The sequence below is a fragment of the Pseudomonas azerbaijanoccidentalis genome, from assembly GCF_019145495.1.
Classification (GTDB): domain Bacteria; phylum Pseudomonadota; class Gammaproteobacteria; order Pseudomonadales; family Pseudomonadaceae; genus Aquipseudomonas; species Aquipseudomonas azerbaijanoccidentalis.
Genome location: NZ_JAHSTU010000003.1, coordinates 414,064 through 435,761 on the forward strand (window position 1 = coordinate 414,064; position 21,698 = coordinate 435,761).

A 21,698-nucleotide genomic window follows, 5' to 3' on the forward strand; every position below is an offset into this window, starting at 1 on the left:
CGGTGTATCAAACACCGCCAAAAGATCGCAGCCTGCGGCAGCTCCTACAGGTGTTCCCCGAATATTGACCTCTTTGTGTAAAAGGATTCACCCCATGGCCGTACTGCCAGAACTTGAAGCTTTCCTCGAACTCGCCGAGTTCGGCCGCCTGACCGGCAAAAGCCGCGCGATGCACCAACAGACCCCGCAACAGGCGCGGATCGATTTCGAAGCGTCTTCAACGTTTCTCGATGTGCCGCTGGACACCGTCGTCTGCGAGAACTTCACCATCGCCGCGCGCGACGGCCACAGTCTGGCGGCGCGGCTGTATCGCGACGGGCATGCGGTCGACGGACTGCAGCCGGTGATCCTGTATTTTCACGGCGGCGGTTACGTCGTCGGCAGCCTCGATTCCCACGATGCGCTGTGCCGGCGCTTGGCCGCGCAGGGAGGTTTTGCCCTGTTGACCGTGGACTATCGACTGGCGCCGGAATGGTGTTTCCCAACCCCGGTGCAGGACGCCTGCGATACCGGCAATTGGTTGGTGCGCGAAGGCGCGGGACATGGTCTGGACGCGTCGCGGGTGGCGCTGGCCGGTGACAGCGTCGGCGCAACCCTGGCCACGGTGCTGGCGCTGATCGCCGTGCGTGAACCCGAAGAGCTGGCGTTGAAACCCAAGGCGCAATTGCTCGTTTACCCGGTCACCGACGCGACCACGCACCGCGCTTCCCATCGTGATTTCGCCGAAGGTTACCTGCTGGAAACCCCGACCCTGGACTGGTTCTACGCCCACTACGGCCGCACCCCGGCGGATCTTGCCAACTGGCGCTGCTCGCCGTTGCTGGCGCCAGACCTGTCCGGCATGGCCCCGGCGCTGGTGTACCTGGCCGGCCATGACCCGTTGCACGACGAGGGTCTGGCCTACGCCGAACGTTTGCGCGCAGCCGGCAACGACGTGACCTTACTGGAACAACCGGGCATGACCCATGACTTTCTGCGCATGGCGGGGTTGTTGAGTGAGGTGGAAGCGATTCATGCGGAAGTGGCGGGGTGGGTGCGGTCAAAGGTGTGATCGAAAGTCAGCAGAACCGCCATTTCCAGATTGGGGATGGCGGTTTTTTTGTGGCTGGCAGTTGGGTTTGTGGTGTGGCGATTATCGTCATCGCGAGCAGGCTCGCTCCCACATGGGATCTGTGGTGTACACAAAACCTGTGGGAGCGAGCCTGCTCGCGATGGCGGCATCAAATCCACCACAAATCCCGGCCCATAAAAAAATGCCCGCATCTAACGATACGGGCATTTTTCAGGTCAGCTCAATCGCTCAGAAATCGTACTTGGCGGTGAGTTGGAAGTTACGCGGCTCGCCGTAGAAGGTCGTGCCGAAGTTGCCCAGGCCCGTCAGGTACTTCTTGTCGAAGACGTTGTAGGCGTTGGCGGTGAAGCTCAGGTGTTCGTCGTACTGATAACGGGTCATCAGGTCCACGAGGGTGTAGCCGCCTTGTTTGATGTTGACGGTTTCGCCTTGGCCGCTGCCATTCACGCTCGGGTTGAACGTCTGACCGTAGAACGCGCTCTGCCAGCTCACACCACCACCGACGGTGACCTGGTCCAGTGCGCCAGGCAGACGGTAGGTGGTGAACGTACGCACGACGTGTTCCGGTTTGGTGGTGGCCAACGGGAAGCCGAAGATGCGTTGCTCGTCTTTGTCACGGGAGCGGGCGTAGGTATAGCCGGCGGACAGGTTCCAACCTTCGGCCAGTTCACCGGCAAGTTCCAGTTCCACACCCTTGGTGGTGGCGCCGGAAGTCGGTTTGTAGACGTCTTGACCGGTGTCGGTGTCGGTGGTGACGTACTGCGCGACGTTGTCCTGTTCGATGCGGAAGAAGGCCAGGCTGGCGTTCAACTTGCCTTCGAAGTAGGCGGCTTTCAGACCGGTCTCGTAGCTGTCGCCTTCCACCGGTTCCAGGGTCTTGCCGCTGGCGTCCTTGTAGATTTGCGGCTGGTAGATGCTGGTGTAGCTGGCATACACCGAGTAAGTATCGTCGAGGTCATAGACCACACCAGCGTAAGGCGTGACCACGCCATGTTCCTTGTAGCTGGCGTGGGTGTCGGCCAGGCTCGCACCTGGGTAGTAGGTGTAGTCTTCGTTGTATTTGAAGGTACTGACACGGCCGCCGAGGATGAACGACAGGTCGTCGGTCGGACGCAGGCGCGTAGCCAGGTAAGCGCCGTTCTGGCTTTGGGTACGCTCGTATTTGCCGTTCTTCGGAAACTCCTGTTTTGCGATGTGGCCTTCCCAGTCAAAGATATTGCCCGGCACCAGTTCGAAGGCGCTGGTGTCGTAGGTGGCACCGGTCTGACGCGAGTGCGACGTCATGAAACCCGCGACCAGTTCATGTTCACGACCGCCGAGGGAAAACGGACCGGAGACGTTAATGTCAGCGGTGTTCTGTACGCGGTGGCCTTCCCAGCGCCCCCAGTAGAAGAACATGCCCTCGCCGGTGGCGCGATCCGGGTTACCGCCGCTGGCAGAGGCCAGTTGGGTATCGTGATCGGTGGTTTTCTGGTCAAGGGTGGCCTTGAGCTTCCAGTCGTTGGCCAGCGCTTGTTCCAGGGACGCGAAGTAGGTAGTGCTGTCGAAATCACGACGGCTCCAGTCGGAACCCGGGTTGAAACTGCGCGAGAAATCGGTACGGCCACCGTCGCTGAAAAACGGCGAGTTACCGGTCCAGGAACTGCCGCGCGGGGTGGCGCTGGACTTGTCGACGCCCACGGTCAGCAAGGTGTCGTCGGTCAGGTCAGCTTCGAGGATGCCGTAGTACAGGTCTTTCTTCTGACTGTAGTGGTCGATGTATGAATCTTTGTCTTGCAGGGCGCCGACAAAGCGACCGCGCACGCTGCCGCTGTCGTTGAGCGGGCCGGAGATATCGCCTTCAGTGCGATAGTTGTCCCACGAACCGACGGTGCCGCTGACCGACGCCTTGAACTCCTTGGTCGGTTTCTTGCGCACCAGGTTGACGGTGGCAGCCGGGTCGCCGGCGCCGGTCATCAGGCCGGTCGAGCCCTTGATCACTTCGATGCGGTCGAGGCTGGCGGAGTCGTCGCTGTTGTTCGGGTTTTCACCGTAGACACCGTCGTAAGGAATGTTGACGCCGTCGTACTGAAAGTTGGTGATGGCAAAGCCACGGGTGGAAAACTCGGTACGGTCGCTGTCGTATTTTTGCATGGTGACGCCAGGCGTGTTGCGCAGGACATCACCCACGCTCTTTGAGCCTTGGTCATCCATTTGCTGGCGGGTGACCACGGTCACCGATTGCGGTGTTTCGCGAATGGTCAGCGGCAGCTTGGTGGCGGTAGTCGTCGCGCCGGTGGTGTAGGACCCGGTGTCTTCCGTGGTCAGACCCAAGGCCTGGCCGGAAATGGTGGTGGCGCCCAGTTGCAGGCTCGAAGAGCCGCTGGACATCAGCGTCACACTGTTGCCGTTGATCTGGAACGAAATGCCGGTGCCCTTGAGCAGTTCAGCCAGCGCCTCGGATGGCTCCAGCGAGCCGGAGACCGCACGGGATTTCAGGCCGGCCACCTGGTCCGGGCTGTACAGGATTTGCAGGTTGGTCTGCATGCCCAGTTGAGTCAGCGCGCTGGACAGCGGCTGAACCGGGATACTGACTTTTACAGGTGCAGCATTGGCCATCGAGCTCCCCAGCAAGGTGGCGGTCAGCAGAACGCTGGTCAGTAATGTTCTATGCAAAGTCGGGCGCTGTACGGCCAGCGCGAGAGGTGTGCGGCGTGGAAGAGATCGCATTACTTACCTGTGCTCCTGAAAAGTGTCGTGCAGAGTTTTTGTTAATAGGAATGATTATTAAGACGGGGCGCTGACATGAAACCGGAAAAGAAACCGGAAAAATAATTTTCAGAGAGGCAAGCCCAGCGCAGAACCTGTGGGAGCGGGCTTGCCCGCGATAGCGGTGGGTCGATCGACATCCATGTTGAAAGTGATGGCCCCATCGCGGGCAAGCCCGCTCCCACAGGTTCTGCGCAAGGTCTCGAAAGGGTGATCAGGCGGGCGTCAGCTCGGTGATGACCCGACCGCTTTCCATGCGCACTAGCTGATCGGCGACATCGAAATAGCGGTCGTCGTGGGAGATCACGATGATGGTCTTGCCCAGGCGTTTGAGGTCCGGCAGCAGCTCGGTGTAGAAAATCCGGCGGAAGGTCGGGTCCTGGTCAGCGGCCCATTCGTCGAACACCAGCACCGGGCGCTCTTCCAGCCAGGCATTGACCAATGCCAGGCGCTTGCGCTGGCCGGTGGACAGGTCGGTGGTGGTGAAGTTGCCGTCCTTGACGCTGACCTTGTGCGCGATTTCCAGGCGTTGCAGGTATTTGTTGGCGTCTTCGGGGATGTGCGTATCGCCCTGGACCACGTCGTCGAACAGGTAGTAATCGGCGAAAATGGTGGTGAACAACTGGCGATAGTCGTCGCGGTTCTGCGCGTCAATCGCCTCGCCATTAACGCGAATCTGACCCTGTTGCGGGGTGTACAGGCCCAGCAGCAATTTGATCAGGGTGGTCTTGCCACAGCCGTTTTCACCGACGATGAACGTGATATCGCCCTGTTTGATCGTCAGGTTGACCGGCCCCAACTGGAAGGGCGCGGCACCGTCCACCGACGGGAACGCGTAGCGCACGTCCGCCAGTTGCAGCTCGTGCACGGCGGGTTTGACGTCGCCTTGATCGCTGAGCAGCAGGTGCGGTTCGGGGGTGGAAAATTGTTCGGACAGTTCGGCGATGCGGCGGAAGGCAATCTGCGCGCGGCTGACGATCGGCAGCGTGCTGATCAAGTGTTCCAGCGGACCTTTCATGTACAGCAGCACCAGTACGAAACCACTCATCACGGTTTTGTCGGCGCTCGGCCAGAAAGTTTGCAGGGCCAGTGCCAGGCCGATGACCACGAAGAACAGCATCGAGCCGAAGGTCTTGGCGATGACGAAGGTGTTGATCGAACGCACTTGGGTATTGCAGATGAATTCAGCGGTGCCCTTGATGCCCGAGTTGAACATACGTTGGCGACGTGGGCGGTGAATGCGCAATTCCTTGGCGCCTTCGGCAATCGCGTTGTAGTGCTTTTGCAGTTCGTCTTCGGCGTCACGGGCGGCCATGAAGCCCTGTACGCCTTTGCTTTGGGCGTAGGCCTGGATCGCGGTGCCGATCAGGATCGCGGCGACCATGATCAGGAACATCGGCCACGACAGGATCGCCAGGTAGCCCATGCAACCCAACGTCACGGTGACGGAGATCGCCAGCGGCGCGAAGGCGAAGGCGAAGTCGCTGATGGTGTCGACGTCGTGGGTCAGCACCGGGATCAGGCGGTGGCTGCGGTAGCGCTCGATTTGCTCGATTGGCGCCGACAGCACTTTTTCCCCTAACTGTTTACGCAACTTGGCGATGATGTGCTGGCCGACGTAGTTGGTGCCGATGTCGGAGCAGATCGAACTGGCCAGCGCCAGCAGGCACAGGCCGGCGAACAGCGCGACCACGCCTTGGGTCAGGCCGCTGTCCGAATGCAAGGCGTTGTTGATGGTCGCCAGCAGCACCGTGACGCTCAGGCCGCCAACCATGCCCAGGAAAATGGACGCGGCGACGATCAGTCGAAAGGGTTTGAGCAGGGCGAACAATTCACCGATGGCGCCGCGTGTGGGCTGGGTCATGGAAGACAGTTCCTTGGGTCGGAAGGCAGATACCCAGTAGAACGTCTGGTCGAGGGGTTAATTTAGAGCGGTGCCGATTGACGGCGGAGTTGGCACACAAAACCCTGTAGGAGCTGCCGAAGGCTGCGATCTTTTGATCCTGGTTGTAAACATCAAAGTCAAAAGATCGCAGCCTTCGGCAGCTCCTACAAGGGGAGGTGTTTAGGGTTAGAACTGGCGCACTACACGAAAGCCCATCCAGTCCCCACGTTCTTGCGGGTACTGGCTGTTGCGGTTGCCGGAGCGGGAGAACACCGGTGCTTCGCCCCAGTCGTTGCCACGTATGCGCACCGCTTCGCAGTTGGGTTCCAGCCAGGCGCTGCCATCGGCAGGGGCGCCGACGTAGTTTGGGTGTTCGCAGTCTTCTACCCATTCGTAGACGTTGCCGTGCATGTCGTACATGCCAAAGGCGTTGGGCGGGTAGCTGCCCACCGGCGAGCTGTAGCTGTAGCCGTCGGCCGGGCCGTAGGTGTTGGCGTGTTTGGCGATGCTGTATTCCTTGCCCTCATCGAACGGGAAGGGGAACGGGTCTTTGGTGCCGCCGCGCGCCGCGTATTCGCGCTGGGCTTCGCTGACCATGCTGTACTTCTGCCCGGTCTTTTTCGACAGCCAGGCGACGTAGTTTTTAACGTCATCGAAGTTCATGCACACCGCCGGTTGGCGTGGGCTCTGTGGATAACGCGGCTTGCTGGCGATGCACTCGCGACCGGGGCGGGTATCGCCATTGGCGATGATCACACCGCTCTCTTTCACGTAGCTGTCCCACTCACCGGCGGTGATCTGGAAACGGCTCATGGCGAACGGTTTGGCGAAGGTCACGTCATGCATCGGCCCTTCATCGGGCTCGCGACCGACTTCGTCCTCCGGGGTGCCCATGGTGAATGTACCGGCGGGCAGAACCACCATTTCCGGGCAGTTTTTGCAGTCCTTGAATACTTTGCCCGCTGGCGGGGCAGTGGCGGCCTGCGCGGCAGACGGCAGCAGGAAGGCGAGTGTGGCAGCCAGTCCAGCGGTCAGCAGATTTCGGTTCATGACTCATCTCGATCGAAGAAAAAAACGGGGTGTTCACTGTAGGAGCTGCCGCCGGCTGCGATCTTTTGATTTTGATTTTTACAAGCAAGATCAAAAGATCGCAGCCTGCGGCAGCTCCTACAGGGGGGGAGCGTGTCAGGCGGTTTTGTTGAGCAAGGCCATGAACCGGTCGATTTCGTTTTCGCTGTTGAGCAGGCCGGGGGCGATGCGGATGACCGGGCCGACGTCGCGGTCCACCGAGTCACAGACCACGCGGTTCTGCATCAATCCGCTGGCGATTTTTTCGCAGTCCATATCCTTTATCCGGAAGAAGGTGAAACCGGCGGACAGCTGTGGACTTTGCGGCGTGACCAGTTCGATCCGCGGCTGTTCCAGTAATCGGTTCTTGGCGTAGGTGTTGAGCTCATGGATGCGTGTCTGAACCTCGGCCTTGCCCAAATCCAGGTGCAGCTTGAATGCCTCGTCGGCCGCCCAGCGGTGTTCGAAACTGTGATAGCCGCCGGGGGTCATGATGGTCGCGAAGTCGGTGGATTCGCTGAAGGTCGGAATGATCGGCGTGACGTCCTTGACCTCGGTGGAACGGGCGCAAATGATCCCGGTACCACGAGGACCGAACATCCATTTGTGAGTGCCGGCAATGAAGAAATCGCAGTGCATGTCGGGGAAGTCGAGGTTCTCGACGCCAAAACCATGTACGCCGTCGACCACATACAGAATGCGGTCCTTCTCGTCGCGCTGACGGTTCAGCTCGTCGACCAATTTGCCGATTTCACCAATCGGCAACTTCACACCGCTGCCCGATTGCACCCAGGTCATGCCCAGCACGCGGGTTTCCGGGCGGATGCCTTTGCTGATCGAGTCCAGCACTTCGTCGACGGAAATGTCGTGGCTGTTCTCGAACAACTTGAGTTTGCGCACCTTCGTGCCCTGGCGTTGCTGACGGAATTCCAGGGTGTAATTGGTCGAATAATGCTCGTGTTCGCTGACCAGTATTTCCTGATCCGGGCGCACATGAATGCCGCCGTAGATCATCGCCAGGCCTTCGGTGGTGCTGCCGGTGAGGGCGATCTGCTCAGGCTTGGCGTTGAGGTAACGACCGGCCCAGACCCGCACGTTGTGCTCGCGTTTCTCGGTTTCCTGCAGGTCCCAGTCCATCGCCCGGCCAGGGTTGCGGTCGATGTTGGCGCGGTGCATGTCGATGGCGTTGCGCACAGAGGTCGGGTGCGAAGTCACGAGGAAGTTGGCGAAGTGCAGGTAGTCCGGGTCCTGATTGAACAGCTGGCGCAGCTGCGCCCATTTGCCCTTGGGCAGCGGTTGCGGCGGCTGTTGCAGATTGCCGGCCAGTGCCGGCAGATTCACGCCGGCAGTCAGCGGCAGGCCGGCGGCAAGAATACCGGCCTGCTTGAGGAATGAACGACGGTTGGTCATGGCTTCGGCTTCGCTTGGCAAAAGGGGCATCAGTTTTTGGCGACCGGTCGGGAGGACTTTTCCACCTGATCCCAGACCCGCAGGAAATTGCCACCCCAGAGCTTGGCGATGTCGGCCTCGCTGTACCCGCGGCTGATCAGTTCGGCGGTGACGTTGCGTGCCTCACTGACATCCTTCCAGCCGTCGAGGCCACCGCCATCGTTGAAGTCGGAACTGATGCCGACGTGATCGATGCCGATTTTCTTCACCGCGTAGTCAATCGCGTCGCCGTAATCCTTGAGGGTGGCCTTGGGTTCTTCGTCGACGATCGCGTAGAGCTGGCTGGCGTATTCGCCGAAACGTTGCTCGGACCACACGGTGATGACCGGGTCGCCCGGCATCAGCGCCATCTCAAGACCTTGCAAGGGTTGCAGATCGAAGCGCGCACGCAGGGCGTTGAGTTTGTCCTGGGTGGCCTGGCTCAGTGGGCGGATGTAGGTCGGGAAGCCGACAATCTGCACCACGCCGCCACTGTCCTTGATCAGCTGCATTTCGTGGTCGCTGAGGTTGCGCGGAATGTCCACCAGCCCGCGCGGCGCCGAGTGCGAGGCGACCATCGGTGTGCGGCTCAAGCGCGCGACTTGTTCCAGGGCCTTGGTCGACATCTGCGACACGTCGATGATCACGCCCAAATCATTGAGGCGGTGCACGGCTTGTTTGCCGATGTCCGACAGACCGCCAAGGGCGTCGCGCGAGTCATTGAAAAACGGCAGCGGTCGCGACGAGTCGGCCCAGGTGTTGTTGCCCACGTAGCTGAAACCGAACATGCGCATGCCGCGCGCCGCCCATTTGTCCAGGGCGGTGAGGTCGTTGCCCAGCGGGTAGGCGTTGAGCATGCTCATGAAGATCGCAAACTTGCCTTCGCCATGCAGGCGGCGGAAATCGTCGGGGGTGTAGGCGATGGCCACCTGATTGGGGAAGTCGCGCACCAGCGTGGTGATGATCTTGTAGCGGGTTTCCTGCTCGAAACGTGCTTCTTCGATGAAGCCGGCGGTGGGGCGATGCGGCGCGTTGGGGCCATTCCAGATTTCCGGCCAGCCGAAGATGGTCAGCGCCGCGCCGGACAGGCGTCCGCGTCCGGTTTTCACCAGATCGAACTGGCCGCTGCCGTCTTTGTCGGCTTCATTGCCGGCGGTACCGAAATCCATCGGCACGGTGATGTGGCTGTCGAACGAGAGCAGACGTTCATGCAGTTCGTCGGCCTGTTTCATCACCTTGACCGGGTAGCCGAGGTTGTCCTTGAACCAGTAATCCCAGGCTGCGAAGCCGGCGCCTGCGCTGATTGCCAGGGCCAGCGGCAGGCCGATGAAAAGAGCCTTTTTCGAACGTGGTTTTGTCATTGCCGTCTCAGTCAGGTTCGCCGCGGGGGGCTTTGCTATCTGGGAGGAACGAGTAGGCGGCATTGGAATTTAGGCTGTCCCAAAAAGATCGCAGCCTTCGGCAGCTCCTACATTTGGATCGGCGTACCCCTGTAGGCGCTGCCGAAGGCTGCGATCTTTTCGGGGCGCCATAAATTTATAGGGGCAACAAACGTTCTAGCTTGGATAAAGCCTGCTTCATGGCTGACACAGGTAGGGCAATGACGATTTCTCGACGATGGTTCATGGCGGGCCTGGCGCTGACCGGCGCGGCCGTGCCTGCGGCTTTTTATGGGCATCGCGAATGGACGAAACCGGATCCGACGATCACGCCGGGTGAGGCTTCATTCGATGTGGCGGATGTGACCGGCCAGCGTTTGGCCGACACATTGCGCGGCGTCTGGCAGATCCGTTTTGAAGGCCGTGATGCGGGGCTTGAAGGCTTGCCGCGGGACGGACTGGAAGTGTTTCTCGACATCGGCCACAAGGGCCGTGGCCTGATCGGTTTTCTTGACACGCCTGAACGGCTGCGCTCCAAAGAACTGCCGCGTTACCGGGTGCTCGGCGATCTGGCTGGGGTCAAACCGGCGCAGTTGAGTTGGCGATTGTTGAGCGCCAATGGCAGCTGTGACTACGAATTCAGCATGGCGCTGGACGAAGTCTGGGCCGGGTTCGGCAATGCCGGCAGCGGTTCACTCAGTGGGCGCGTGCTGGATCTGGATCGGCCCTTGATGCTTACGGCGCAGGACAACCGCTTCGTCGCCGTGAAGAAAGTCTTCCCCGAAGCCCGCGAGCGCACCGGCCTGAATCCGCCGCTGTTGGGGTGGCTGACGTCCCAGGAGCATCGCCTGTTTCACCAGCTCTGGCATGCCTCCCGGGACAAGTGGCACACCTTGCCCGAAGACAAGCGCAATGCCTTGCGCGGTATCGGCTGGCAGCCTGGCCCCAGGGACCAGGAGCGCGACGCCCGTGGCAAGCGCAAGGATCGCAATGGCTCGGGCGTGGACTTTTTCTTCATGCACCGGCACATGCTCGGCACGGCGCGGTCAATGCAGGACTTGCCGTCGTGGACGCAATTCCCGTTGCCGCAACCGGAACTGGCCAGGGACCGCATCGGCTTCGCCAACTATTTCGACAACCACGACGGTACCGCGCTGCCGCCGACCTGGCTGGCCGAAGACGATGACGAGTATTCGCAATGGGTCAGCGACATCAAGACCGCCGAGACCTATCACAGCAATTTCCAGGTCTGGGAGTCGCAGTACCGCGATCCGCGTTACCTGTCGAAGCTGACGCTGGGACAGTTTGGCTCGGAGGTGGAGCTGGGCCTGCACGACTGGCTGCACATGCGCTGGGCTTCGGTGCCACGCGATCCATCCAACGGTCAGCCGGTGCCGTTCGCCCGCGATCCGGCGGACTTTTCTGCGCGGTGGTATGCGCCGGAAAACGACTTCCTCGGTGACCCGTTTTCCTCCCACGTGAACCCGGTGTTCTGGCATTTTCACGGCTGGATCGATGATCGTCTGGAAGACTGGTTCCGCGCCCATGAGCGTTTTCATCCGGGTGAGGTCAGTCGGGTTGAGGTCAATGGCGTGCCGTGGTTTGCCCCGGGGCGCTGGGTCGAGATCGCTGATCCGTGGCTTGGCCCGAGCACCCATGGGTGCAGCACCACGCCGGGATTGCAGGTCGGCAAGTCGGTGGAGATGGACCCGGAGACCATGAAGCTGGCCTTGCGGATTACCTTTGGCGAGGACGAAAAGAAACTCGCGGACCTGTTCCGCAAGGTGCCGCAACGGCCGTGGTATGCGCGGCATTTGAAGGCTAAGGCTTAAAAGCGAAAGATCGCAGCATTCGGCAGCTCCTACAGGGGAATGCCTGCATCCGTAGGAGCTGCCGAAGGCTGCGATCTTTTGATCTTCAGAGCGTTTGCCACCCACCCCCAAGCGCCTTGTACAACGCAATACTCGCCTGCATCCGCGACAACCGCAGTTGCACATTCAAATCCTGCGCGGCATACAGCGTGCGTTGGGTTTCCAGCACCGTGAGCAAATCTTCAGCCCCCGCTTCGTAACGGCTTTGCGCAATGTTGAACGCGGTTTGCGCCTGATTCAGTTCTTCGCTTTGCCACTGCCGTTGTTCGTCCAGCCCGCGAATGCTGTTGAGGGCTTTCTCGACATCGGCGAAACCGTTGATGATCGCGCCGCGATAGGTCTCCAGCAGTTCTTCCTGGCGGGCGGTGGCTTTGTCGCGCTCAGCGCCGAGGCGGCCGTTGTTGAACACCGGCGCGAGCAACCCGGCGGTGAGGTTGTAGAAGGGGCTGCGCAGAATGTCACCCGCGCGGTCGGCGCCGGAGCCGATTTCCGCGCTGAGGGTGACGGTCGGCAACATGGCGGCGCGGGCCACGGTGACGTCGGCCTGGGCCGCGGCCAGTTGCGCTTCGGCGCGGGCGATGTCCGGGCGGCGGCTGAGCAACTGGCTGGGCACACCGGCATCGATGGCCGGCCATGACAGTTGATCAAAACGCTCCTGGCCCAGAGACAGTTCCTGCACCGGACGACCGAGCAGGGCGGCGAGGCTGATCTGTGCGTCCGTGGTCTGTTGTTGCACCAGTGGCAATTGCCGTTGCTGCGCCGCCACCAGGCTTTTCTGCTGTGCCAGTTCCAGCGCCGTTGCCGAGCCCGCGTCAAAACGCGTCTGCACCAGTTTCAGCACATTCTGCGCGTTGGCCAGGTTCAACTCGGCAATGCGGCTCTGCTCCTGCAACGACAAAGTCTGCGCGTAGCCGCTGGCCACGCCGCTGAGCAGCGTCAGTTCAACGGTTGCCTGATCGAACTCACTGGCGCGCAGGGCAAATTGTGCGCTGTCGCGGGTGGCGCGCTGGCCGCCCCAGAAATCGATTTCATAGCTGGCGGTGAGGTTGGCGTCGAAGTAATCCACGGCGTCGTTGCTGCTGTCGGCATCGAGCTGGCTGTACCCGTTGCCGCGTAGCAACTTCTGCCGATTGGCGTTGATCCCGGCCTTGACCTCGGGCAACTGCGAGCCCCCGGCGACCACCGTTTCGGCCTGTGCCTGCCGCACTCGGGCGATGGCGGCAGCCAGGTCGTAGCTACCGTTCCGGGCCTGTTCGATCAGGCGCCCAAGTTGCGGGCTACCGAAACGGTTCCACCATTGCTGATTGTCGCGAGTGGCGCCGGCGGTATGCGGCGATTGCCAGGCGGCGGGCGGCGCAATGCCGCTGTCCGGGCGCTGGGCAGGGCTGCCGCAGGCGCTGAGCAACAGGCACACGGTCAACAGGCTGAGTGGCGGCTTCATCAATCGATTATTCACTGGTAAGGGCCGTGACCGGGTCGAGTCGGGCAGCTTTGCGAGCCGGCATGAAGCCGAAGACAACACCGGTGACCAGGGCGCAGCCGAAGGCGCCCAGCACCGCTATCAGGGAAAACGCCACAGCGACTTCGCTGAGGATCAACACGCCGCCGACGATCAGCGCCAGGGCTATCCCGGCCAGGCCGCCGACCACCGAGAGCATCACCGCTTCGGTGAGGAACTGGCGCAGGATGTCGCGCTGGCGGGCGCCGGTGGCCATACGAATCCCTATCTCGCGGGTACGCTCGCGCACGGTCATGAGCATGATATTCATCACGCCGATACCGCCCACCAGCAACGAGATCGCCGCGATCGAACCGAGCATCAGCGACAGGGTATTTTGCGTGCGCGCTTCGGCCTGGATCATCGCCGCGTTGTTGGTCAGTTCGAAATCTTTCTTGCCGTTGTGCAGACGCAGCATCAGTTGCTCGATGGCGTGCTCGGTCTCCTTGACCTTGCGCGCATCCGCCGCGGCAATCGCGATGTACTCCGGGTTGTGTGTGCCGAACAAGCGCACGCTGGCGGCGGAGTAGGGGATGGCAATGCGGTCGTCGCTGTCGGAGTCGCCGGAGCTGGCGCCTTTTTCCGCCAGCACGCCGACCACCTGGAATGGCACGTTCTCGATCAGGATGTACTGGCCGATAGGGTTGGCCACGTCCTTGAGCAGTTTTGTACGGACCTTGTGGCCGATCACCGCCACCGCAGCCGCGTTCTGTTCATCGGCCTCGGTGAAGTAGCTGCCCTCGACCACGGGCCAATTGAAAATCGCCGGGAAGTTGGTGTCGTTGCCGCCGACGTAGCTCAAATGGTCGAGGTTGCCGAAGCGCACCCCGGCTTCCTGGCCGTTGACCGGCATGATCCGCATCACCTGCGGCAGACTCGCCACGGCCTTGACCTCGTCGAGGGTGATGATGCCCAGCGGCGTACGCGGGTTGGGCGCCGAGCCGCTGAGGTAGATGATGTTGGAACCGAACGCGCCCATCTGCGCCATGACCTGGCGCTTGCTGCCTTCACCCACGGCCAGCATCACCACCACCGAAGCCACGCCGATGATGATCCCCAGCAAAGTCAGCGCGGTGCGGAACTTGTTGATCCACATCACCCGCCACGCCGCTTGCACGGCATCCACCAGTTCACCTTTCCAGGCACCGGTGGCTTCGGCGCCTTCGCTCAGGCGTTTGCGTAAATCGACGGCTTGCAAGGCCCCGGGGGTGGCCGAGTGTTGCGCGGCCGGATTGTCCCGGGCGCTGTCGCTGATGATCAGGCCGTCACTGATTTCGATGATGCGTTTGGCCCGCGCCGCGACTTCGCGGTCGTGGGTGATCAGGATGACCACGTGGCCCTGGCTCGCCAGCTCGTCAAGCAGTGCCATGACCTCTTTGCCGCTATGGCTGTCGAGGGCGCCGGTGGGTTCGTCGGCGAGGATGATGTGGCCGCCGTTCATCAAGGCGCGAGCGATGGACACCCGTTGTTGCTGGCCGCCGGAAAGTTGGTGCGGACGGTTGCCGGTGCGCGAGGCCAGGCCGAGGCGGTCGAGCAGGGCGGCGGCGCGGGCGTGGCGCTCGGCGGCCGGGGTGCCGGCATAGATCGCCGGCATCTCGACGTTTTCCTGGGCCGAGCCCGAGGGAATCAAGTGGTAACCCTGGAACACGAAACCGAACGCTTCGCGGCGCAGCCAGGCCAGTTCGTCACTGTCCAGCGCCGCGACGTTTTCCCCGGCGAAGCGGTACTCGCCAGAGGTTGGACGGTCGAGGCAGCCGAGGATGTTCATCAGCGTCGACTTGCCGGAACCGGAGGCGCCGACGATCGCCACGAACTCCCCGGCATGGATCGACAGGTCGATCCCGCGCAACACGTGAACTTCAGGCGCGTCGCCACCGCCGTAGGCTTTGCGGATGTCCTGCAGTTCGATCAGGGGCGTTTGCATTCAACCGCCGCTCCCGTCGGCCGGGCCGATCAACAGGTGATCGCCTTCCTGCAAGCCGTCGAGGATCTGCACCCGCAGGCGATCGCTGATACCGGTGCGCACGTTGCGTTGTTCGATGCTGCCGTTCTTGGCGACCACTTGCGCGATCTGGGTATCGGCTTGTGTGCCGGCCTGCAGAGCGGCAATCGGTGCAGTCAGTACGTTTTGTGCCTGGTCGGCGACAAAAAATACCTGGGTGGTCATTTCCGCCATCAGCGCGTTGTCGGCGTTGTCGACATCGAGCAACACGGTGTACAGCACGACGCGAGCGCTGCCGCTTTTGCTTGAGCTGGCGGGGCTGCCACCGCCCTGGCTTGTTTGATCGAGGGGCTTGGGCGGCACCGGCAGAATCTGCCGCACGGTGCTTTTCCAGCGCCGGGTGCCGCCGCTGAGGGTGGTGAACCACGCCGTCATGCCGGGTTTGACGTGGCCGATGTCGGCTTCCGAGACTTCGGCCCAGACCGTCATCGGCGACAGTTTGGCGATGCGCAGAATCAGTGGAGTCTGCTGCTGGGCGTTGAGGGTTTGGCCTTCGCGGGCATCAAGTGCGACCACAGTGCCGGCCATCGGTGCGTAAATTCGCGTGTAGCCAAGTTCGGCCTGATCGCTGCGCAGGCTGGCCTGAGCCTGGCGAATCTGCGCCTGGAACATGTCGATCCGCGCCTGGGTGGCGCGCAGTTCCGCCTGGGCGGTTTGCACGTCCTCTTCGCGGGTGGCGCCGCCGGCCTTGAGATTTTGCTGGCGCTGGAATTTCTGCCGCGCCAGCTCATGCAACGCCCGCTGCTCTTCGAGCTGCGCCTTGAGGTTTTCGATGGAGAAACGTCCGGCGTCGAGTTTGGCCTGTTGCGTGGACGGGTCGATTTCCACCAGCAACTGACCTTCCTTGACCACGTCACCGACCTCCACATGAATCTTGTGGATCTGCCCGGACGCCTGGGCGCCCACGTCGACATAGCGCCGCGGTTGCAGGGTGCCCAAGGCCGTGACACTGCTTTCGATGTCGGCGCGGGTGACTTGCACGGTGGCAAACTGATCACGCCCCGGCGGGATGATTTGCCAGGCCGCGACGGCGATAACGGGGATCAGGCTGAGTGCGACAAGCAGGGCGCGTCGGGTGTGACGGGGACGTTTCATGCAGGGTTCCAAAGCAGTTGAACACTGCCGTGGAGCCGGCAGGGACATGGAGCTGTCCTTGTAGACGAGGACAGCAGCGGCGAATTTAGCCCGCGACACATGGCGTAACACCAGTACCTGTGGATCCGCAGGACCTGTAGGAGCTGTCGAGTGAAACGAGGCTGCGATCTTTTGATCTTTAAAATCAAAAGATCGCAGCCTTCGGCAGCTCCTACAGGGGCGTACAGGCGCTAGACCACGACTATTTGTCGGGCAATAGAAAGCAATACTTTAAATCTATATGAGAATTACTATAAATTACGCAACTCAAATTGCCACTATCTTGCCATTGGCTGTTTTTTGCTCGATTAGCTGGTTCAAGACCGCACCCGTGCCGGAGTCATGTTGGAAAACTACTATCGAGAGCTGGTGTGTTTCCTGAACGCCAAGCTCGGCAACCGGCAGGTTGCCGAAGATGTGGTGCATGACGCTTATCTGCGGGTCCTGGAGCGCTCCAGCGACACGCCGATCGAGCAGCCCCGGGCGTTTCTTTATCGCACGGCGCTGAACCTGGTGATCGACGATCATCGGCGCAATGCCTTGCGCCAGGTCGAATCACTCGACGTGCTGGACAACGAAGAGCGTTATTTCAGCCCGTCGCCCCTCAGCAGCCTCGATCACGGTCAGCGCCTGGACATGCTCCAGCGCGCGTTGGCGGAACTGCCTCGGCTGTGCCGCGAGAGTTTTCTGTTGCGCAAGATCGAAGGCCTGTCACACCCGGAAATCGCCGAACAGTTAGGCATTTCCAAAGCCCTGGTCGAGAAGCACATCGTCAATGCGATGAAGCATTGCCGGGTGCGCATGCTGCAATGGGATGCGCATTGATCGGCGTCCTTTGATCCCTTCTTGTTAAATTTTATTTCACTGTCCTCGTTCCTACTCAACAGACGACCTACTGTCCTGCTCCGGGCCGGTCAGGTCACTTAGGCTCTCCTTGCCCCACAGCAGCGGGGTTCATCCAGAGGACACTGGAAATGACACAGGCAATTGCATCGCCCATCGTTCACGACCTGATCGGCGTCGGTTTTGGCCCTTCGAACCTGGCGCTGGCCATCGCTCTGCAAGAGCGCGGGCCGATCCAGGGCGAGCTGGATGTGCTGTTTCTCGACAAGCAGGCCAACTACAGCTGGCACGGCAACACACTGTCGACCCAGAGCGAGTTGCAGATTTCCTTCCTCAAGGACCTGGTGACCCTGCGCAACCCGACCAGCCCTTATTCGTTTGTTAACTACCTCAAGGCCCACGGGCGTCTGGTGGATTTCATCAACCTGGGCACCTTCTATCCGTGCCGCATGGAGTACAACGACTACCTGCGCTGGGTCGCCGCACAGTTCGGACGTCAGAGCCGCTATGGCGAAGAAGTGCTGACCATCGAGCCGGTGCTGCATAACCAGCAAGTCGAAGCGCTGCGGGTGATTTCCCGGGATGCGAGCGGCCATCAACACGTGCGTACTGCGCGTTCGGTGGTGGTCAGCGCCGGCGGTACGCCGCGTATTCCCGAGGCGTTCAAGGCACTGAAAGATGACGGTCGGGTGTTCCACCATTCGCAGTACCTGGCGCAAATGGCCAAGCAGCCGTGCGTGAACAACCAACCGATGAGCATTGCGATCATCGGCGGCGGGCAGAGTGCGGCGGAAGCCTTCATCGATCTCAATGACAGCTTCCCGTCGGTACAGGTCGACATGATCCTGCGCGGCTCGGCGCTGAAACCGGCGGACGACAGCCCGTTCGTCAACGAAGTGTTCTCGCCGGAGTTCACCGACCTGGTGTTCCAGCAGGAAAGCAGCGAGCGTGAGCGACTGGTCAACGAGTACCACAACACCAACTATTCGGTGGTGGACATTGACCTGATCGAGCGCATCTACGGGATTTTCTACCGGCAGAAAGTCTCGGGTATTGCCCGACACGCGTTCCGCACCCTGACCACGATCGAAAAAGCCACCGCCACCGAGCGTGGCATAGAACTGGCGGTGCGCAACAACGCCAATGGTGAAGTCACGGTTCGCCACTACGATGCCGTGGTGTTGGCCACCGGTTACGAGCGCCAGATGCATCGCAAACTGCTGGCTCCGCTGGAGCAGTACCTGGGTGATTTCGAGGTCGATCGCAATTACAAGCTGATCACCGACGAGCGCTGCAAGGCCGGCATCTACATGCAGGGCTTCTGTCAGGCCAGCCATGGCCTGAGCGATACGCTGCTGTCGATCCTGCCGATCCGCGCCGATGAAATTGCCGGGTCGCTGTATGACCATGGCAAGAACCGTGGGCACAGCCGTTCGGTGGTGGATTTGTTGTTGGCGACTGCCAGCTGACTTTAAGTTGAACCGCAAAAGATCGCAGCCTTCGGCAGCTCCTACAGTGGAATGACATTCACCTGTAGGAGCTGCCGAAGGCTGCGATCTTTTGATTTTGCAATCAATCCTGAACCCTTCCTGAAGAACCCCGCATTTCCCCAGCCATTCCCCGCCGCAGCGTTTACTCTGCAAAAACCGGGGCGTAAGCTTCGCGCGTTTTCAATCCATAGCGGAGACCCACAGTGGGTACTAGTTCGAGTGACAGTAGTCGGCCGGTTTCGATAACCGGCACATCCTCGGCCCGATAACGCGCAGACTTTTTGTGCCGTTGTCTCGCCGTTAAAAGCGAGCAGCGGCATCCCGATCATGGCCAGTCCCGGCCGGCATCCCGACGTCCTTCTCATCGACGCTGAACCGTGCGTGATGTTCGACTTTTTGTCGGCATCGCGGCGCACCGACACGCCTGCTCGACGGTTTCCCGGCTGACCCTGGGGGAACTGCCATGAACCTGATCCTGCTCAAAGAATTCTTCGCCGGATTCCTGCGTACCCGCCACATCGCCCGACACTTCCGTCGCCTGGCGCTGCTGGAAAACTTCACCGACACCACGGTCAGCCGTGAGGTGCCGCCGACCCTGGCGCAAACCCTGGTGAGTGCCGCCGGCAGTGACGCCGGCCCGTTGCTGAATTCCCTGGGCAGCCACACCGACGGCTTGAGCGAACTGGAGGCCCAGGCCCGGCGCGTGCAGTTCGGTCTCAATGAGGTCGAGCACGAACAGCCGCTGCCTTGGTGGACCCATTTGTGGCACTGCTACAGGAACCCGTTCAACCTGCTGCTGACGTTGCTGGCAGTCATCTCCTGGCTGACCGAAGACATGAAAGCCGCCACTGTGATTTTTTCCATGGTGGTGCTCTCGACGCTGCTGCGTTTTTGGCAGGAAAGCAAATCCAACCAGGCTGCCGATGCACTCAAGGCGATGGTCAGCAATACCGCGACGGTGCTGCGTCGCGACGAGGCCCGCGGCGAATTACCGATCAAGCAACTGGTGCCGGGCGACCTGATCGTGCTGTCGGCCGGTGACATGATCCCGGCCGATTGCCGGGTGCTCAGTGCCAAGGACCTGTTCGTCAGCCAGGCGGCGATGACCGGCGAATCGATGCCGGTGGAAAAATTCCCGCACCAGCAGGACACCGCCACGCTCAACCCACTGGACCTGGAAAATATCCTGTTCATGGGCACCAACGTGGTGTCCGGAACGGCCATGGCCGTGATCCTCACCACCGGCAACAGCACTTATTTTGGTGCACTGGCCCAGCGCGTCGGGGCGACCGACCGCGCTCCGACGTCGTTCCAGACCGGGGTCAACAAAGTCAGCTGGCTGTTGATTCGCTTCATGTTCGTCATGGCGCCGCTGGTGCTGTTCATCAACGGTTTCACCAAGGGTGACTGGACTGAAGCGTTGCTGTTCGCGCTGTCGATTGCCGTGGGCCTGACCCCGGAAATGCTGCCGATGATCGTCACCTCGACACTGGCCAAGGGCGCGGTGTTCCTGTCGCGCAAAAAGGTCATCGTCAAACGCCTCGACGCCATTCAGAACTTCGGCGCCATGGACGTGCTGTGCACCGACAAGACCGGCACCCTGACCCAGGACAAGATCTTCCTGGCGCGCAACGTCGACGTCTGGGGCAACGATTGCGATGACGTGCTGGAAATGGCTTACCTCAACAGCTACTACCAGACCGGCCTGAAAAACCTGCTGGATGTGGCGGTGCTTGAGCATGTGGAAATCCACCGGCAGCTGAAGGTCGGCACGGCATTTCGCAAGGTCGATGAGATCCCGTTCGACTTCACCCGGCGGCGCATGTCGGTGGTGGTCGCCGAGCGCGATCAACCGCATCTGTTGATCTGCAAAGGCGCCGTGGAAGAAGTGTTGGCGGTCTGCACCCGTGTACGTCACGGCGTGGTGGATGAAGCGTTGAGCGATGAACTGTTGGCGCGGATTCGTCAGGTCACGGCGGCGTTCAATGCCGAAGGTCTGCGGGTGGTCGCCGTGGCTGCACGGCCGATGATCGAGGGCCGCGACACGTACAATCTGGCCGATGAACAGGCGCTGACGCTGATCGGTTACGTGGCGTTCCTTGATCCGCCAAAGGAAAGCACCGCACCGGCGCTCAAGGCGCTGGCTGCCCATGGCGTGGCAGTGAAAGTGCTGACCGGCGACAACGAGCTGGTGACTGCGAAAATCTGCCGCGAAGTCGGGCTGGAGCAACAAGGCCTGCTGATGGGCGATGACATTGAGCGCATGAGCGACGCCGAACTGGCGGTGGCGATCGAGACAACGAACGTTTTCGCCAAACTCACCCCTTCGCACAAGGAACGCATCGTCCGGTTGCTCAAGGGTAACGGCCACGTGGTCGGTTTCATGGGCGACGGCATCAACGACGCCCCGGCCCTGCGCACCGCCGACATCGGCATTTCCGTCGACAGCGCGGTGGACATCGCCAAGGAAGCGGCTGACATCATCCTTCTGGAAAAGAGCCTGATGGTGCTGGAGGAGGGCGTGCTGGAAGGGCGCCGGACCTTCGCCAACATGCTCAAGTACATCAAGATGACTGCCAGCTCCAACTTCGGCAACGTGTTCTCGGTGCTGGTGGCCAGCGCGTTCATTCCGTTCCTGCCAATGCTGCCGATGCACCTGTTGGTGCAGAACCTGCTTTACGACATTTCGCAGATCGCCATCCCGTTCGATCACGTCGATGCCGACATGCTGCAGAAACCACAGCGCTGGCAGCCGGCGGATGTCGGGCGCTTCATGCTGTTTTTCGGGCCGATCAGCTCGATCTTCGACATCACTACGTTTGCCTTGATGTGGTACGTGTTCGACGCCAATACCCCGGACCATCAGACCCTGTTCCAGTCCGGATGGTTCGTGGTCGGGCTGCTGACCCAGACGCTGATCGTGCACATGATCCGCACGCCGAAAGTGCCGTTCCTGCAAAGCCGCGCGGCGTTGCCGCTGATGGTCATGACCGGAGTCATCATGGCCGTGGGGATTTTCCTGCCGATGGGGCCACTGGCGCACTACTTCAAATTGCAGGCGCTGCCGTCGCTGTACTTCGTGTTCCTGCCGGTGATTCTGCTGGCGTACATGGGCCTGACCCAGGCGGTGAAGGGGTTCTACATCCGGCGGTTTGGCTGGCAGTAATGCTGCCAGGTGCAGGAGCTGCGACAGCTCCTACCGAACAAGCGCCTCAGTATTTGGGAAAAGTCCTACAGAAAGGTCGTTGGGTCTTCCGTAGCCTTGCGACCTCATTGATCT

13 protein-coding genes are annotated in these 21,698 nt (G+C 61.1%); 5 read left to right on the forward strand and 8 right to left on the reverse strand.

Annotated features, from left to right (window positions below):
* Positions 1-94: 94 nt before the first annotated feature.
* Complete coding sequence (locus tag KVG88_RS12675; protein ID WP_217871611.1) at positions 95-1,051, forward strand: alpha/beta hydrolase; 957 nt, start codon at positions 95-97, stop codon at positions 1,049-1,051.
* Positions 1,052-1,300: 249 nt separating this feature from the next.
* Here KVG88_RS12675 and KVG88_RS12680 read toward each other — a convergent pair whose 3' ends face one another.
* From KVG88_RS12680 to pvdM, 5 genes are all read right to left on the reverse strand, one after another.
* Positions 1,301-3,781 carry a TonB-dependent siderophore receptor gene (locus KVG88_RS12680; protein WP_150703139.1) on the reverse strand — a complete coding sequence of 827 codons (2,481 nt, stop codon included), beginning with the start codon at positions 3,779-3,781 and terminating at the stop codon, positions 1,301-1,303.
* A 253-nt stretch (positions 3,782-4,034) separates the two neighbouring features.
* Positions 4,035-5,684, reverse strand: a complete 1,650-nt coding sequence (locus KVG88_RS12685; RefSeq protein ID WP_150703140.1) for a cyclic peptide export ABC transporter — start codon at positions 5,682-5,684, stop codon at positions 4,035-4,037.
* 207 nt (positions 5,685-5,891) lie between these two features.
* Positions 5,892-6,755, reverse strand: coding sequence for a dihydropyoverdine dehydrogenase (gene pvdO / locus KVG88_RS12690; RefSeq protein ID WP_217871612.1), 864 nt, complete (start codon positions 6,753-6,755; stop codon positions 5,892-5,894).
* 135 nt (positions 6,756-6,890) lie between these two features.
* Entirely contained in the window at positions 6,891-8,183 is a 1,293-nt protein-coding gene (gene pvdN, locus KVG88_RS12695) for a pyoverdine-tailoring periplasmic protein PvdN (RefSeq protein ID WP_217871832.1), read from the reverse strand.
* Positions 8,184-8,212: 29 nt separating this feature from the next.
* Entirely contained in the window at positions 8,213-9,562 is a 1,350-nt protein-coding gene (gene pvdM, locus KVG88_RS12700) for a pyoverdine-tailoring dipeptidase-like protein PvdM (protein WP_217871613.1), read from the reverse strand.
* A 239-nt stretch (positions 9,563-9,801) separates the two neighbouring features.
* Here pvdM and pvdP point away from each other — a divergent pair, with 239 nt between their 5' ends.
* Positions 9,802-11,412 carry a pyoverdine maturation tyrosinase PvdP gene (gene pvdP, locus KVG88_RS12705; protein WP_150703143.1) on the forward strand — a complete coding sequence of 537 codons (1,611 nt, stop codon included), beginning with the start codon at positions 9,802-9,804 and terminating at the stop codon, positions 11,410-11,412.
* Between the two features lie 85 nt (positions 11,413-11,497).
* Here pvdP and KVG88_RS12710 read toward each other — a convergent pair whose 3' ends face one another.
* The 3 genes from KVG88_RS12710 to KVG88_RS12720 are packed head-to-tail and all read right to left on the reverse strand — an operon-like array spanning position 11,498 to position 16,046.
* Positions 11,498-12,892, reverse strand: a complete 1,395-nt coding sequence (locus KVG88_RS12710) for an efflux transporter outer membrane subunit (RefSeq protein WP_217871614.1) — start codon at positions 12,890-12,892, stop codon at positions 11,498-11,500.
* Between the two features lie 7 nt (positions 12,893-12,899).
* Positions 12,900-14,873: a MacB family efflux pump subunit gene (locus tag KVG88_RS12715; RefSeq protein ID WP_217871615.1), complete on the reverse strand. Its 1,974-nt coding sequence runs from the start codon at positions 14,871-14,873 to the stop codon at positions 12,900-12,902.
* Entirely contained in the window at positions 14,874-16,046 is a 1,173-nt protein-coding gene (locus KVG88_RS12720) for an efflux RND transporter periplasmic adaptor subunit (RefSeq protein ID WP_150703146.1), read from the reverse strand.
* 351 nt (positions 16,047-16,397) lie between these two features.
* Here KVG88_RS12720 and KVG88_RS12725 point away from each other — a divergent pair, with 351 nt between their 5' ends.
* From KVG88_RS12725 to mgtA, 3 genes are all read left to right on the forward strand, one after another.
* Complete coding sequence (locus tag KVG88_RS12725; protein ID WP_150703147.1) at positions 16,398-16,910, forward strand: sigma-70 family RNA polymerase sigma factor; 513 nt, start codon at positions 16,398-16,400, stop codon at positions 16,908-16,910.
* A gap of 149 nt (positions 16,911-17,059) precedes the next feature.
* Positions 17,060-18,397, forward strand: coding sequence for a lysine N(6)-hydroxylase/L-ornithine N(5)-oxygenase family protein (locus KVG88_RS12730; protein WP_217871616.1), 1,338 nt, complete (start codon positions 17,060-17,062; stop codon positions 18,395-18,397).
* A 484-nt stretch (positions 18,398-18,881) separates the two neighbouring features.
* Positions 18,882-21,584: a magnesium-translocating P-type ATPase gene (gene mgtA, locus KVG88_RS12735; protein WP_217871617.1), complete on the forward strand. Its 2,703-nt coding sequence runs from the start codon at positions 18,882-18,884 to the stop codon at positions 21,582-21,584.
* The last annotated feature ends 114 nt before the right edge of the window (positions 21,585-21,698 follow it).